This is a genomic window from Pseudomonas asuensis, from assembly GCF_014646755.1.
Classification (GTDB): domain Bacteria; phylum Pseudomonadota; class Gammaproteobacteria; order Pseudomonadales; family Pseudomonadaceae; genus Chryseomonas; species Chryseomonas asuensis.
In genome coordinates, this window is the sequence record NZ_BMNW01000002.1 from 467,903 (window position 1) to 483,867 (window position 15,965).

A 15,965-nucleotide genomic window follows, 5' to 3' on the forward strand; every position below is an offset into this window, starting at 1 on the left:
CAACGCTCAGGTCAACTAGAAATGAGGTGAACAGATGAATGCCATCAAAATGCCATTCGTCTTAAACAAGACCGATTCGGTCAGAAGTGGCAGGGCAAGGCTTCAAACAATAATGAGGCTAGCCGATAATTTGCACTGATTCACAAAAAATGAATCGAGTGGATTAAGGAAATCAAATTTAAGGCGTAGCTGGACCCGGGCAGTCTGTTATCAGACACGGATCACGGGCGGTAGTAGGTCAATCCGATTATGGCAGTCCTTCATGACGCTTTTATTTCCGAGTGCTTAGTCCATCGCACCTCACGCCGCTTGGTGCGCCAGAAATAAATGCGGTAAAGCTCAGCGCTTTGCAAACAGGAGCACTATTGGAATGGCTAAACTGCCGGTTACTGACGCCCAAGCTTTGGATATCAATGGTCGTGAAGATGTTTCCACGTTAATTCATCATTACGATTTGCAAAATTTCCGCTACGCTGAAATTCAGACTGTACAGAACCTGAATAAAGCGCTGGCCGAATGGCCTCTTCTTTTGGAAACGCTTCAGGTCGTACTACCGACTCAAGAGCAAGCCAAACTGAAGAATGCCTCATAAGATATGCACGTTATAGCCGTCCAGGGAATACGGGGCGGCTGTGGAACCACCTCAATAGCCGCAGGCCTGGCGGCAAGTCTAGCCACATTACAGAAACATGTTCTGCTGATCGACCTTTGCCCGAGTAACCTGCTGGGGCTCCACTTTGGTCTTTCCGTAACCGAAAGCGCGGGCTGGGCGCAGGCATTGGCTGAGGGATATCCCTGGCAAAGTACGGCCTTCCTCTATAAGGAAAATATCTGGCTTTTGCCCTTTGGCCGCCCGACTTCGCTCTCTCATCTACACGAACTGGCCGCTGACTGGTTACCCACGTCCCTGCGCGCACTTGCCATGCCGGACGATACCTATGTGATTTTCGATGTGCCGCAGCATTCGAGTTTTCGAGAGGCACTTGGGCAAATCACAGATCTGCAATGGATTCAGATCGTGCAGGCCGATCCCGCGTGCCATGCCCTGATCAACCAACAATCCCTGGTTGGCCAACTGAACACACCCAATCGCTTCTGGCTCGTGAATCGGTATCAGCCGGCGTACAAGTTGTCACGCGACCTGATTCAGCTCTGGCGGCTGGTTTTAGGCAAAACCCTGATTTCAACCGTAATCCATGAGGATGAAGCCGTACGTGAAGCCCTTGCCCTGAAGCGTCCTTTAGCAGATAGCGCTCCCGCGTCCCTGGCCAGCCATAACTTCCTTTCGCTGGCTACGTGGAGCGTGGCGCAGGCAGGCTCAGCATGATTCTGGCACCGACAGCTAAATCCTGGCTTTCGCTGTACTACCGCAAAAGCTGTGAGCATCATCGCCCACCGGTTGCTTTTCTGCTGACGTCGTTGTGGCTGTTAGGTTGGATTTTCCTGCGATTCGAGTGCCCTACCTGGCAATGGGTCGCAATCAACTGGCGTGCACTGTACCCCCAATTATCTGTTCGCCGCCTGGGCAACCCTGTACGTACAGTCACGCAAAGTGTCTGGCTGCTTCTGGTCAGGCCAGTCAATGGTAAGGGGCCGGACTATCTGGCTGGGCTGTCTAAGGGCGCCCAACGCTTTCTAACCCTATTCAAGCATCGACGCTGGCTGCATCACTCGGCAGAACGGCTGCCCCTAAAGCTGCCACTAGATACCCTGAAGGATCATGCATGGTCATCTCTTTCATTCAGAGCCAAATGCATCCTGGGTGGGGCCTTTTCACTTATTGCCGTACCGCTTTTGCTGCTGTGTGTAACGCAGCCTTTCGAGATTGGTCAGCAGATTGTTTTTATTGCGATGATCTGGGCATTGGCGATGATTATCCGCAAGATGCCGGGCCGCTTTCCCACCCTGACACTGATCATTCTTTCCCTGATCGTATCGTGCCGGTATTTCTGGTGGCGGTATACGCAGACGCTTAATTGGGAAAATCCCATGGATATCGTCTGTGGCATGCTTCTGCTGCTAGCGGAAACCTATTCCTGGCTGGTGCTGATCCTGGGGTACTTTCAGACAATCTGGCCGCTGGATCGTAAACCCTATCCACTACCGCTCAATATTGCCGAATGGCCCTCGGTCGACATCTACATTCCTACCTATAACGAGGACCTGTCCGTTGTACGGTCGACCGTACTGGCTTCTCTAGGCATTGACTGGCCAAGGGATAAGCTGAACATCTATATCCTCGATGACGGCAAGCGAGAGGCCTTTCGCCAGTTTGCCGCCGAGGTAGGCGTGCATTACCTGATTCGTTCGGATAACCGCCACGCCAAGGCCGGTAACCTGAATGCGGCCATGAAAATCACTAAAGGTGAATTTTTGGTCATCTTTGATTGCGACCATATTCCGACCAGTTCTTTCCTTCAGATGACCATGGGCTGGTTCTTGAAAAGCCCGAAGCTGGGCGTCATGCAGACCCCTCACCACTTCCTGTCGCCAGACCCGTTCGAACGTAACCTAGGTAACTTTAGACGGACGCCAAACGAAAACACCTTGTTTTACGGCCTGGTACAGAATGGTAACGACATGTGGGATGCCACGTTTTTCTGTGGTTCGTGCGCCATCCTACGGCGTACCGCTGTGGAAAGCATTAATGGTTTTGCCGTGGAAACCGTGACTGAGGATGCCCATACCTCCCTGCGCTTGCATCGTAACGGCTGGACCTCTGCGTACATCCGCATTCCTCAGGCAGCCGGGCTGGCTACTGAAAGTCTTTCTGCGCATATCGGCCAGCGGATTCGTTGGGCACGAGGCATGGTACAGATTTTCCGCCTGGACAATCCCTTAATGGGCAAGGGCCTCTCGCTTCCGCAACGGCTCTGCTACTGCAACGCCATGCTCCATTTTCTGGCAGGCATTCCCAGACTGATTTACCTGCTCTCACCCTTGGCCTTTTTGATTTTGCATGCCTACATCCTGTATGCGCCCGCGTTTTTAATCCTGCTATTTGTTCTGCCACACATTGCCCATGCCAGCATCACGAACTCACGCATTCAGGGCCGCTATCGCTATTCCTTCTGGAGCGAGATCTACGAGACGGTACTGTCCTGGTATATCGCCCGACCAACCACGGTGGCCCTGATCAACCCGCACAAGGGTAAATTCAACGTGACGGCCAAAGGTGGACTGGTCGAAGAAAACGTTTTCGACTGGTCAATTTCGAAGTCCTTTCTGTTTCTGGCAGGGTTGAATGTGGTGGGCCTGCTGTTTGGCGTCTATCGTTATTTTACTGGCCCTGCTGTCGAACAAGGCACCGTCATCATCAGTATGCTCTGGACCGTCTATAACCTGATTATCTTGGGCGGCGCGATTGCCGTTGCGGCGGAGGTCCGCCAGGTTCGCCGGACTCACCGTGTCGATTTGAGGTTGCCTGCTGCCATACGCCTTGCGGGCGGACATGTGTACGCCTGTATGCTGACTGACTATTCCGATGGCGGCGTTGGGCTGGAACTGCCGCCTGAGCTACAGCTTAAAGCTGACGAACAGATCTTCCTGCAACTAAAACGCGGCCTTGAAGAATACAGCTTTGACACGCGCGTTCGAAACCAGCGAGGCCGTGTGGTCGGGCTAGAACTTGAGCCCATGGATGTTCAGACGCGGATCAATTTTGTGCAATGCACATTTGCACGGGCCGATACCTGGGCGCAATGGCAGGAAAGTTTCGTTCAAGACAGCCCGCTGCGCAGCATCCTGGCGATTATCCGTGTCGGATTATCAGGATATAAACGCATGCTCCAGCACTCCCCCAGGATTTCACGCCCGCTTATCAAGGGATCGGTATGGCTGGTAGAGAAGCTTGTATCGTTTATACCTGTAACACCCGTCCTACAGCCAAAACGAACACAACAGCAAGGATAAGCATGAAGGGCGTAACCCGCTTTCTCATCGCAGCGGCCCTCTTGGCCTGCGCCCCCTGGACAATCGCAGCGTCTCCAGCTGCGCCGGCCAACAACACGCCTGCTCCACCGCCCCTGCAGGAGCGGCAGCTGGGCTTTAATCAGATTTCATCGGCGGGTAACCTCACTACCCGCAATGTACTGAGAAATCTCTACGCAGAATTCGGATTACGCAGTGATGAGATGGTCACCGGCGCCAGACTGCATCTGGTGTACACGCCCTCACCAGCACTGATTCCGGTACAGTCACACCTGAAGGTCTATCTGAACAATGAATTGATGGGGGTATTGCCTATCAATCAAGCGGACCTGGGCAAGGAAATCACTCGGGATTTGCCTCTCGATGCCCAGTTCATCGCCGATTACAACAGCGTACGCTTTGAATTGGTCGGGCATTACGCACCGATTTGTGAAGATTCGCTGCACTCCAGTCTATGGGTCGATTTCAGTGCAAAAAGCCAGCTCATCCTAAGTACACAGGCACTGAAAACCCAAAATGATCTGGCCATGTTGCCAGAGCCCTTTTTTGACCAACGTGACCCCGCGGCGTTAAGCGTTCCGTTCGTCTTTGCGGACCGCCCCAACAGTATGGAGCAGACGGCCGGTGCCATAATGGCCTCTTGGCTTGGAACGCTGAGCGGCTGGCGTGGCGCGAGTTTTCCTACCGCTTATGGGCAGCTGCCAACTCAAGGCAATGCCATCGTCTTTGCAACAAATGCGCAACTGCCCGATTTGATCGAAGGCCACGCCGAGGTTGCAGCGCCTACCATCGAGATCATCGATAACCCGCACAATCCCTATGCAAAGCTGCTACTCATTCTCGGGCGGGATGACAATGATCTGCTTATTGCAGCGAAAGCTGTTGCCCTGGGTGCAGTGACGTTACGGGGGCAGTCTACTACGGTGGACTCCCTACAGACCCTGACGCCTCGCCAACCTTATGATGCACCCAACTGGGTTTCGCTGGAGCGCCCTACTCGCCTAGGTGAGCTGATGGAGTATCCCAACCAGCTAGAAGCTTCCGGCATGGTGCCACGACCGATCACGCTGGCATTCAATATTCCGCCGGATCTGTTCGTGTGGCGAAATCGTGGTATCCCGCTAGACCTTAAATACCGCTATACGCCTCCATTGCGCGACGATACGGCCCTGCTGACGGTCAATGCGAACAATCAGTTCATCAAAGCTTTTACGCTGAGCAAGAATGCCAACCAGAGCATTGGCGGTGTCAACCTGCCAATTCTCAACGAAAACCTGCTGGGAACCAGTACCGGCTTTCAGGTACCTTCACTCAAGCTGGGCGCTCGTAATGAACTGCGATTTGATTTCTCATTTGGTGCTTTCCCTGCCAACGGCGACACCACTAGCTGCACCACTACGCTTCCACTCAATATCCAGGCGGCTATTGATCCGGACTCGACGATCGATTTTTCCTCGCTTTATCACTATAAAGCCATGCCTGATCTTCGTGCTTTTGTCAGTGCAGGCTATCCGTTTACCCGCCTTGCCGATCTTTCCCAGACACAAGTATTGATGCCCTCACAGCCAACACCGGAGCAGACAGGTCTTCTGTTTACCCTGATGGGGCGTATGGGAGCTATTACCGGCTATCCCGCAACCCAAGTTACTATTGGCGATGACTGGTCAGCCGTAAACAAGGGTGAGCGAGATCTACTGATCCTGGGCGAAATACCCGAGCAGGCCCGAGCCGAGATGAACAAAAACATGAGCGCGTTCGTGGATCAGACCCGAACGTCGCTCATGCTACCCAACCGTAAGGCATCTCGTCTTGAGCCTCCCCTACAGGACCCTGGGTTTATTGCAGGCGATACCCAGCTGGAGACATCATCCACAGGCCCGATTTCTGCGCTGGTTGGCTTTGAATCTCCCTATGCCAAGGCTCGTAGCGTAGTGGCGCTGATGGGCTACGGAGAAGGTAGCTATCAACAACTCGAACAGGCCCTGAGTCGTAATACCGGTCTTGAGACCATTACCGGGTCTGTCAGTCTGTTCCGTGGAAACCGCACCGACAGCCACATTGTGGGAGATCCCTATTACGTAGGCAGCCTGCCCTGGTGGCTGCTTCTCTGGTATCACCTGTCCGCACATCCGCTGCTGCTGGCATTCATTGCAATTGTGACCACACTCTTATTGGCTGCCCTGCTCTGGAATATTCTCCGCTGGCTAGCTCGCCGTCGCTTGCAGGAACATGAGTAACCGTCATGAAAAAATTGCTCGCCTCTTTCTGCCTGATCAGCCTAGCCAGCCCCGTATCGGCTGCCTGTCAGTGGCCGGCATGGGAAAATTTCAAGCGGGGCTTTATCGAAAATGGCAGGGTAATCGATCGTAGTGATGCGCGAGCAATTACCACATCCGAGGGGCAATCGTACGCCTTGTTCTTCGCCCTAGTGGCAGGCGACCGAACAACGTTTCAGCGTTTGCTTGGCTGGACCCAGGCCAACCTGAGTCAGGGAGACTTTTCCAAACACCTGCCTGCTTGGCTCTGGGGACGTGCAGAGAATGGCAACATGCAGGTGCTGGATGATAACGCAGCTTCTGATGCCGACCTCTGGATTGCCTACAGTCTTCAGGAGGCCTCGCGCCTTTGGAGGGTACGTAATTACCAGACGCTGTCCAATCAGCTCTTGCAACAGATCGACAGGCAGGAGGTCGCGCAGGTCGACGGCCTTGGCCCTGTATTATTGCCAGCCCCGGTAGGCTTTACCGATGAGGGCAGCTGGACGCTCAACCCAAGCTATACCCCGGTATTCCTACTCAGCAGCTTTGCGTACAAGCACCCGGAAGGCCCTTGGCAGCGCATGATTGCGCCCACCTTACGACTGTTGAATGAGACTGCTCCCAGAGGTTTTGCGCCTGACTGGATCGACTGGCGCTCAGACGGCTGGCACGGCTCCGAGCGGAGTAATTGGCAAGGTAGCTATAACGCTATTCGGGTGTACTTGTGGGCAGGCATGCAGGCGCCTGGATCAGCAGGCAGGGATAGCTTGCTGTCCCGCTTTCAGTCCATGCAGACCTATATCTCCCGAGCAGGTTATCCACCTGAAGAAGTCAATGTCCAAACCGGAGAGGCTCACAATCGAGGACCTTTAGGCTTTTCAGCGGCCGTCCTTCCATTATTGGCCAGCCTCGGGGATAAGACGTCTCTTGAGGGTCAACTGACACGACTAAAACAGGAGACCCTTGAGGCAGATGCCTACTATGGCAACGTGCTCTCCTTATTTGGGCGGGGCTGGCAGGAAGGTCGCTTCCGCTTTAACGTCCATGGCGAATTGCAGTTACCGGATACTGCTGCATGCCCGCGCTGATCATTTTGCTAGCGCTTTTGCTGGCTGGAGTTTCCGCTCAGGCACAGAATCGCGTTACACCGGAAGACTGGCTGATGGCCCAAGTCAGAGCAGGTGAGGCACGTAACAAGGATGACCTTGTAGAGGATAGTCTCTATCGCCTTTTCAAGGTTGCGCCTGATCATCCAGACGGGCTGGCAGCGCTTGCCCGTCTACGACTGAGGCAGAACAAACCGCAAGAGGCCCAGACTGCCCTGGAACACCTGGAAAAGGTCGCGCCTGACTCCAGCGCCTTGAGCCTGGCACGCCTTGACCTTGAACTGAATCAGCCACAGAAAAAGGCTCAACTGCTCCAGGCCCGCCTGCTGTCGCGAGCCGGCCGTTATGATGAGGCCCTGAAACTGTACAATGAACTGTTCAAGCCAGGCATACCGTCGCCGGAATACGAGCTGGAATACTGGCAGACTGTTGCCAATACGCCGCAGGGTCATGCAAAAGCGCTACAAGGCATTCAGTCACTGGTAAGTCGCTACCCTCAGAGCGGTAATTACCGGTTGGCACTGGTCAGGCAGCGCCTTGACCGAGACCCACATGACCCCGAGGCCTACAAGGATCTGGAAAAACTCGGTCAGGACCCCTACGCTCGCCAAGGTGCCTCTGCCGTATGGCTGGATCAGCTTCAGCGCATGCCGGTTGAAGATCGAACAGTTTCGCTATGGAAGCGCTACCTTGCTACCTATCCAGATGCTGCTCCTATCGCCCGTGAAGGTCTGATCGCGCAGCAAGAGCTGCTGGCAAACCCGGCATTCAGAGCCAAGCAAAAAGCTCAGCAGCTCCTGGAGCAGGACTCTCAAGACTTTGCCGCTATCGAGCGCGAGTTACGACAAGCGTTGAAGGGCTTTCCCAATGACGCTGACGCATTAGGCGGGCTAGGACGGCTACGACAGCGCGAAGGCCGACAGCGAGAAGCCTTGGTGTTTTACCAGCAGGCTTTGGCCGGCGAGCAAAACATCGACCAGCGTGCCAAATGGCAAAGCATGATCGAGACAGCTCAGTTTTGGGCAGCTTTAAATGATGGCGATGCTGCTCTGCGTGCAGGCAACTACAGTGCTGCCACACAGGCCTACCAACATGCTGCCAAACTACAACCTCGTGCGGTAGAACCATTGGCAGGGCTGGGTAATGCCTACGCAGCTCAAGGCGATACAGCCAGAGCTGAGCAAACCTACAAACGAGCGCTTACCTACGACCGCCAAAACGGCACGGCCTTGCGAGGCCTGATTAACCTTTATCTCCAGCAAAACCAGATCGACACGGCGAAATCGTTAATCGCTGCGCTCCCACACGATCAGCGTCAGCGTTACACGCCTGAGTTGAACCGTATCCAGGCCAGTATTCTGTCTCGCGAGGCCGAAAATCATACCGCCAAAGGCCAATGGGCAACTGCCGAACATAAACTGACAGAAGCTTTTGACCTCCAACCCGAAGACCCGTGGCTGGCCTATAATCTCGCCAGGGCTCGTGCGGCACTGGGCAATCCGAAGGCCGCTGATGTCTTTGCAGGCCAGCTCCGTCGGAATCCTGCAGATCCGGTGGTTCGATATGCCCAGGCCCTGTTTCTCGATAGCCAGGATCAGCCACAACGAGCGCTGGAGAGCCTGCGACACGTGCCAGCCAGCCAGTGGACCGAAGATATGCATGCACTTGCCTATCGCCTGGACTATGGCCTGACCCTGACACAGGCTCGTGAGTTGAACAATCGCGGACGCACTCAAGATGCGATTGATTTTCTGGAAAGTGCGCGCTCTCGTTTTCCGAAAGAAGCAGGTATTCCCCTCGCATTAAGCGAGTGGTCAGTGTTAAGCGGGCGTCCTAGAGAAGCCGAGCGCTATTATCGAGCCGCCCAGACGCTTGAGCCTGATAACGTTGAGGCTGGGCTAAGCCTGACGGAGCTGGCCCATCAACAGGGCCTGAATGCACAAGCGCGGCGCCAGCTTGCTGAGCTTTCATCTAAGCCTGCTACAGCTAGCCAGCAGCGTCGAATGGCCAATCTCTGGCTGGAATTGGGAGAGCCAGGGAAAGCTACTGCCTATATGGACGCCGCTCTGGAGATCGAAACCAGCGACCCGCTCCTATGGCGTGACGCCGCCCGGCTTGCCAACCAAAACCAGCAACCTGACCTTGCACTCGATCGGTATCGCCAGGCCATGCGGACAAGCGGCATAGGCGATCCTGGCCAAAACAACGGGCGCTTCACGCGTCAGACACGGATGCAACCAGATGACGATTGGCTAAAGCGCAGCATTCGCAGCGACACTGCTGAGCTTTATCAGCAACAGACCCCTACTGCCACACTGCAATACGATTCATGGGACAGCTCTGGCACTGCAGGGATTTCGGATCTCAAGGCCCATGACTTTCGCTTTGAGGCCGATCATCCCTTTAAAGACGGTAAAGGGTTTTTCCGGGCTGACACCATCACGATGGATAACGGTAGTCTTGGAAATACTCTGGAGCAGAACAATTTCGGAAGTGTCGCTCTATGTCAGACCGCTCAAGAGTGCAGCCGAGGCCATCTCAATCAACGCGCTCAAGGCACCAGTCTGGCTATTGGCTGGCGCGGGCAGGCTACCCAGTGGGACGTAGGCACTACTCCTCTGGGGTTTCCAGTACAGGATATTGTTGGCGGCGTACGCCTGAGTGGTGATCTTGAACCCCTTGGCTGGACGCTGGATCTCTCCCGTCGTGCACTGTCTACGTCCTTGCTGGCCTACGCAGGCACTGAAGATCCGCGCACAGGCAAGACCTGGGGCGGCGTACGCACCAATGGCGTATCACTAGGTCTCAGCTACGACAAGGGTGGTTTCTATGGCATATGGTCCAGCCTGCAGGCACATCGCCTGACAGGCAAGAACGTGGAAAGCAACGATCGCCTCCGCCTGATGAGCGGAATCTACTTTCGGCTGATCGATAAGCCAAATCAACGTCTGCGTGTTGGCAGTAATGCCATGTACTGGCATTTCAAGGAAAACCTGAGCGGTTATACCTTTGGCCAAGGTGGCTACTACAGCCCGCAGCAATACCTGTCCTATTCGATTCCGATCAACTTTGCACAGCGATGGGGAGATTGGTCGTTTTATACTGAAGCATCGGCCAGCTATTCCTGGGTCAAAGAGGACGATGCGGATTACTTCCCGACAAAATCTTCTTGGCAGCGCGCAGCAGGCAATCCGGTCCTGACAGGCGGCCGAAGCAAGGGGCTTGGCTACCGAGCCAGCTTTTCGCTGGAGCGTCGCCTTACGCCTAACTGGTTCGTTGGAACATCTGCCGGAATCGAACGCTCTGTAGGAAGCGATTACAAGCCCAATCAGGCCTTAGTGTATTTGCGCTATAGCTTTGCTCCATGGGACGGCGACTTAAAAATGCCGCCTGAGCCGCTTCTGGAATATGCCCAGTTCAACTGATACAAAACAGTGATGCAATAGAAGCTCAGGAACCCTGAGCACACAGGTCAGTCCCTTCCCTGTAGTCGACAGCCTGCCTATCCTCATCGGATAAGCGTTCAGCTGACCTTGGATGATCCACAGGAGTGAGACATGACCCAATCCCAAAACGAAAACCGCCGCATTGTAATGGCTTCGCGCCCACAGGGTGCGCCCACACAGGATAACTTTCGTCTGGAGCGTGAGCCCCGCCCAGAACCAAAGGACGGCGAGGTACTGCTACGCACGGTATACCTGTCTCTTGACCCCTATATGAGAGGCCGGATGAGCGATGCCAAATCCTATGCCGATCCGATGCAAGTGGGTGATGTAATGGTGGGCGGTACGGTTTGCCGTGTGGAAAGCTCCCGACATCCGGATTACAAGGAAGGCGATTGGGTCCTTGCTGCCAGTGGCTGGCAGGATTATGCCGTTTCCAATGGCGATGGCCTTAATAAACTGCGCGATAGTCCTGAGCACCCATCCTGGTCTTTGGGCGTGCTAGGGATGCCTGGCTTCACCGCTTACATGGGGCTGCTTGATATTGGTCAGCCTAAAGAAGGCGAAACTGTGGTGGTTGCCGCCGCTACCGGTCCGGTTGGCTCAACCGTGGGCCAAATTGCCAAGCTCAAAGGTTGCCATGTCGTAGGGATCGCTGGCGGCGCCGAAAAATGCAAGCACGCCACCGATGTCTTAGGCTTCGATGAGTGTGTCGATCACCATAGCGAGCAGTTTTCCTCAATGCTGGCCAATGCCTGCCCAAAGGGCATTGATGTGTACTTTGAAAACGTGGGCGGCAAGGTGTTCGACGCCGTTCTGCCTCTGCTCAATACTAAAGCTCGCATTCCCGTCTGCGGCTTGATCGCAACCTACAACAAAGATCCCAAGGATCTGCCCGACGGCAAGGATCGTCTCCCGATGTTGGAAGCCACTTTCCTGCACAAGCGTATTCGCATGCAAGGCTTCATCATTACGATGGATTATGGCGACCGCTACGGCGAATTCCTGGAAAACATGACCCCTTGGGTAAGCGAAGGCAAGATCAAGTATCGCGAGCAGATCGTGGACGGACTGGAAAATGCCCCTGAAGCTTTCAAAGGCCTGCTAGAGGGCAAGAACTTTGGCAAGCTGGTAGTTCGTGTCGGGAATGACTGACAGCTGCGAGTCAAACAAGGGCCGACCGTGTTTCGGTTGGCCCTGCCCTGCTCACTTTCCCCGCTCGGGATACTTGATCCAGCTTTTACCATCCAGCCTCAGATAATGCGTATTGTTGAAGCGCATCATCACGCTGCCCTCGTTTTCTGCTACTACATGATCCAGTGGCGGCAGGCTGGTAATTACGGCATTTAAATCGAAATTCGGATCTTTCCACGCAGCTCCGTCTACCAGATGATTAATCAACTCTGATAATGCGAAGTAGCTGGAAGGCGTGCGGATATGAACGGGCGCCTCATTCAATTTGGCCTTGGCGTTGATAAGCTTTACTCCCGCAGGAATATGCGTCACGGTCGGGCTGGGAATTTCCCGCATTCCCCTGATCTGCATAAGATCGCCTCGCAGGGCTGCTCCATGCTCGGAAACGATGACCAGAAGAACCGGTTTCCCCGAAGCCTGAAGGCGATCGATGAATGCGCTCAGATCATCCAACACATTTTGCAGGCGCGATTTGTAGTCTGCCGTGACTGTCTTGCCGGATATTGGATCAACGACCCGATTACCGTCATGCAGGGAAATGGTGTTGTAAAACATCGCTTCCCGGGCCGAGACATTGCTTAACCGCTGCTGCCACCATTTGGACAGGATCTGCCCATCGCGGTAAATGGGTGAGCCATCAAACCCCGTCATGACAGGGCGTAAATCCCCAAATGGAAACAGCGTAGCCTGCATGTCACCGTTATCTTTAACCTGACCGATCAGATTGTCGAAACGGCCAGTGTGGTTCATGACCATCGCTTCGTCAAACCCCAGCTGCTTAAGGTTTTCAAACAGAAAGCACTGCTTGCTGGCGGGCTGATACAACCCGGCATTAGGCGACTGTCCGCAACTGGCGCGAAGCAACCTTAATACGGCTGGCCCACTGTAGGTGGCTGCCGAGTTGAAGTCATCGAACAGCACGTCCATCTTGTTCCAGAGCGGATGCTGGCTTAGCCCAACATCCTCCATATCGTCCCATGCCAATGAGCAGATATTGAGGATCAGCACATCAAAAGGGGCTGCATCATTACCCAGGGCCTGAGGGAACTGACTAATCAGGCCACTCTGACGCGTATAGAAATCGGTAAGTGTCGCATTGAGATTGGCATCGGTCGGCTCGACCGTTCCGCCCGCTACCGGTCTGGGTACAGGCAAAGCTTGCCCACCAGGCTGTACGGTAGCCGTCGGTACCTCTACAAGCGTTGGCCCAGCCGTAGGACTGGATGACCGCCAGAATGTTGTTTGACTACCAATCAGGATCGCTGTTAACGCTACAACCGTTACAGCCGTGAAACGTATCCACTGGCTAAAGAAAAGGTAGCCCACCAGTAGCACTAAGCCTGCTGCCAGCCAAGAGGTGTTGATAAACCGGCCTAGTAGTTCAAGGATGTACTCAAAGCTGAACGCTGATATCTCAGCAGATTGGGCAAACAACCGGCTGATTGGGGGTAACCACGTGTCATACAGATAGAGCGACACCCCAATGGGGATCGCCACCAGATGCCTTAGGCGATGCAGCCACACAGGCGGTAACGGCGCCAGCAAAAAGGCTGCAAAGGCCAGATTTTCCAAGGCATGAAAATTCAACAGGCCCTGCCAGACCAGCACAAACTTAGTGAGAAAGTAATAATTCCAGAGGCCCAGTCCTCGCCAGTATTGAAGCGCAGTGGGCGGCGGCAGCAATGGTCTATCAGTCATGAACACATCTTCAATCAAGGCGTCCTGCCTGCTTTAAGACGACAGCGAGGCATAGGCAAATGGATGACGAAACGTAGAATACGTCAGGCCTGTTCTTTACTCCGTCCCTGCGTCTCGCTGCTGCGAATCTTGCCCCCTTTGAGCTCTAGCGAGGGCTTCAAATAACGAGGTCTCTGCATTTTATGAAAGACCCAATCCACTATGGCTTTCCAGGCCGAGCGCAACAAAAAGCCGGTCAGAAAGGCCAGAATAGCGGTCAGGATAATTGCATAGTTAAATAGCTCATCACTCATTGGCTGCTACCCTCTTCACCATGAGCGAAACACGCCTTAGTGCAGGCTGCGGCTCACCAGACTCTGGGGAGATATCCTTGATGTCGGCCGGCTCAGCGATACCTTTCAATCGCATGGCCAGATCGCCCGTATAATCATGCTGAGGCGGTAGTGCATTTATTCGGCTCAGCTCCAGCCCTAGGCGCTCGGGGCTATCATACAGCTCAACGTTGCCAGCCAATGAATCCACGGAAACACGAAAAATGTTCCGTAAGGCCGGTTCGATGTCATTGATGCGGCAGGCGAATAGATAGAGATATACATTCTGTTCTACAGCCGTCATGAAATCGCCGCGACGCTTCATTTCACACTGTGCCAACAGATCCAGAGCAGTCAACCCATTGGCTGGCTTAAGCTTTAAAACCATGCCAGTCAGCTCATCCTGCATGGTTCGCTCAAGCTCAGCCTGCACACTGCCAATAAAAGCCTCCGCAGCAACATACCCGCGCATAAATTGAGGGCGCAATGCCTGTAAGAGCTTGTCGAAATCCGTATCGCCTATTCGCTGGTAAACCTGTCCCTGCACACTTTGCAGTTGACTGAAAAAGCGGGATACATCGTTCAGGTAGGGCACAACAAGGTTGGTGCCTGCAGAAAAGAGCAGGCGCTCATCCACATGGCGAAGACACTGACTGATTTCACGAATGACGATCTTGAGACGATTGCCTCGAGCCGCACGCAGACCATGGATCTGTCGCGCAAGCTCCTCTACCTTACCGGCACTTGCTATGCCCAGAACTACCGTAGCGGCGTAGGCACCATGGGCAGCATTAAGCAGATCCTCAAGCTGTTCAAATAGTTGCCAATGCCGGGACGGCGCCTGCCGGCCCGCCAAACATTCTCGCCATGCCAGAACGACATCATCATCACGATTGCTGGTTGAAACTTCCACATCAGCAGCCTTTGCCAGGCGCAAACCAGACTCACTTAGCTCCAGGGAAAAATCGGCATGGAATACACCGCCTTCCCCGCTACGCCAGTGATCAATGTGGTAGTGCACATGAAACGCATGGCGCTCCATTTCACCCAGGCCTGATAGCTCATCGCTAAGAGGAGCAAGACGCGTCCGCTGCTGGATACCGTCTCCTACCCCAATCATGAGCAGCGTAATCTGATGCTTACGCACCCAACCTGCCAAATGAGCCAGCCGCTTTTTCAAAACAGCTTCGGTCAGGCTGTCTAGCTGGCGGACATCATACTGCACCACAACCAACCGGCCGGTCAGTCGGCCATACCATTCCAGTTCTTCTGTTAGCCGCTCTAGCCAACGCCCGTGGCTCTCTCCCGTCAAGGTATAAAACCGGACATTAGCCTTATGAGCCAGCAGCACATCAATCCAACTGTCCTTGGGCTGGCCAGGCAACACGCAAATGGACGATACGTCAGAAGCCTGCTCATGAAGGGTAGACAACAACAGCGTCTCAGCGACCAATGCCTGATTGACCAGTAGCCAATAAAGACCTGGTTGGCGCATGTGGCCATATTGTTGAGGTAAAGAATGAATAGCGATACGCAAACTGTTCGCCTTTGCCTGAAAATAAACAAAGCATTGCAGACAATAGGGCGAACATCCAGTTAGCCATACGCTACAACCCTAGTTTTTGACAGCATCAAAAGGGAAAAGTAAGCCTTGGGTTCGCTTAGGCTGCTACGGCGTCGCCTTGCTCAATCAAGATATCCAGTCGATTAATTGCGAGTTCCAAATGTAGCTCAGCAATCAACTGGCCAAGCAGGCCCGCATGGTGACAGTCACGCGTTCGCATGCCAAACACGACTCTTATCACACAGCCATCCGTCAGACTGAAGAACTCCAGGCCAAAGTGTTCAGGGCCATCAGGTATAAACCGGCATCCATAGGGCGTAAAACTAGACTCTAAAAGCCTTTTAGCCTGAACAATACTTAGTCGCTCATAGGTAGGCGACATACAGGCCTCCATGCCTCTTTGGCAAACCCATTGATAACGTGAATACATAGACATTTTACGTTACCCAGAGCCGCCCTAA

11 protein-coding genes are annotated in these 15,965 nt (G+C 54.0%); 7 read left to right on the plus strand and 4 right to left on the minus strand.

Translation table 11 applies throughout. The features are described 5' to 3' along the window. The first annotated feature begins 370 nt into the window (after window positions 1-370). The 7 genes from bcsR to curA all read left to right on the plus strand — a co-directional run bounded on the left by bcsR (window position 371) and on the right by curA (window position 11,892). On the plus strand, window positions 371-592 hold the full coding sequence (gene bcsR / locus IEX86_RS05955) for a BcsR/BcsP family cellulose biosynthesis protein (protein WP_188865197.1): 222 nt from the start codon (window positions 371-373) through the stop codon (window positions 590-592). A 3-nt stretch (window positions 593-595) separates the two neighbouring features. Next, a complete protein-coding gene (gene bcsQ / locus IEX86_RS05960) occupies window positions 596-1,327 on the plus strand; it encodes a cellulose biosynthesis protein BcsQ (protein WP_188865198.1) in 732 nt (243 codons plus the stop codon). Then, window positions 1,324-3,912: a UDP-forming cellulose synthase catalytic subunit gene (bcsA, locus tag IEX86_RS05965; RefSeq protein WP_188865199.1), complete on the plus strand. Its 2,589-nt coding sequence runs from the start codon at window positions 1,324-1,326 to the stop codon at window positions 3,910-3,912. Before bcsQ ends, bcsA begins: the two co-directional genes overlap by 4 nt. Before the next feature lie 2 nt (window positions 3,913-3,914). After that, window positions 3,915-6,167, plus strand: coding sequence for a cellulose biosynthesis cyclic di-GMP-binding regulatory protein BcsB (bcsB, locus tag IEX86_RS05970; RefSeq protein WP_188865200.1), 2,253 nt, complete (start codon window positions 3,915-3,917; stop codon window positions 6,165-6,167). Between the two features lie 5 nt (window positions 6,168-6,172). Continuing rightward, a complete protein-coding gene (gene bcsZ / locus IEX86_RS05975; RefSeq protein WP_188865201.1) occupies window positions 6,173-7,276 on the plus strand; it encodes a cellulose synthase complex periplasmic endoglucanase BcsZ in 1,104 nt (367 codons plus the stop codon). Then, the gene (gene bcsC / locus IEX86_RS05980; RefSeq protein WP_188865202.1) at window positions 7,264-10,719 is read left to right on the plus strand and encodes a cellulose synthase complex outer membrane protein BcsC; all 3,456 of its coding nucleotides are present in this window, start codon (window positions 7,264-7,266) and stop codon (window positions 10,717-10,719) included. The genes bcsZ and bcsC overlap by 13 nt, the downstream gene beginning before the upstream one ends. Window positions 10,720-10,851: 132 nt before the next feature. Further along, a complete protein-coding gene (gene curA, locus IEX86_RS05985) occupies window positions 10,852-11,892 on the plus strand; it encodes an NADPH-dependent curcumin/dihydrocurcumin reductase (protein WP_188865203.1) in 1,041 nt (346 codons plus the stop codon). Window positions 11,893-11,943: 51 nt separating this feature from the next. Here curA and bcsG read toward each other — a convergent pair whose 3' ends face one another. The 4 genes from bcsG to IEX86_RS06005 all read right to left on the minus strand — a co-directional run bounded on the left by bcsG (window position 11,944) and on the right by IEX86_RS06005 (window position 15,886). After that, window positions 11,944-13,629: a cellulose biosynthesis protein BcsG gene (gene bcsG, locus IEX86_RS05990; protein ID WP_188865204.1), complete on the minus strand. Its 1,686-nt coding sequence runs from the start codon at window positions 13,627-13,629 to the stop codon at window positions 11,944-11,946. Between the two features lie 83 nt (window positions 13,630-13,712). Beyond that, complete coding sequence (bcsF, locus tag IEX86_RS05995) at window positions 13,713-13,922, minus strand: cellulose biosynthesis protein BcsF (protein ID WP_188865205.1); 210 nt, start codon at window positions 13,920-13,922, stop codon at window positions 13,713-13,715. Further along, the gene (gene bcsE / locus IEX86_RS06000; protein WP_188865206.1) at window positions 13,915-15,477 is read right to left on the minus strand and encodes a cellulose biosynthesis protein BcsE; all 1,563 of its coding nucleotides are present in this window, start codon (window positions 15,475-15,477) and stop codon (window positions 13,915-13,917) included. The genes bcsF and bcsE overlap by 8 nt, the downstream gene beginning before the upstream one ends. A gap of 124 nt (window positions 15,478-15,601) precedes the next feature. Further along, on the minus strand, window positions 15,602-15,886 hold the full coding sequence (locus IEX86_RS06005; protein WP_188865207.1) for a DUF1652 domain-containing protein: 285 nt from the start codon (window positions 15,884-15,886) through the stop codon (window positions 15,602-15,604). Window positions 15,887-15,965: the final 79 nt, after the last annotated feature.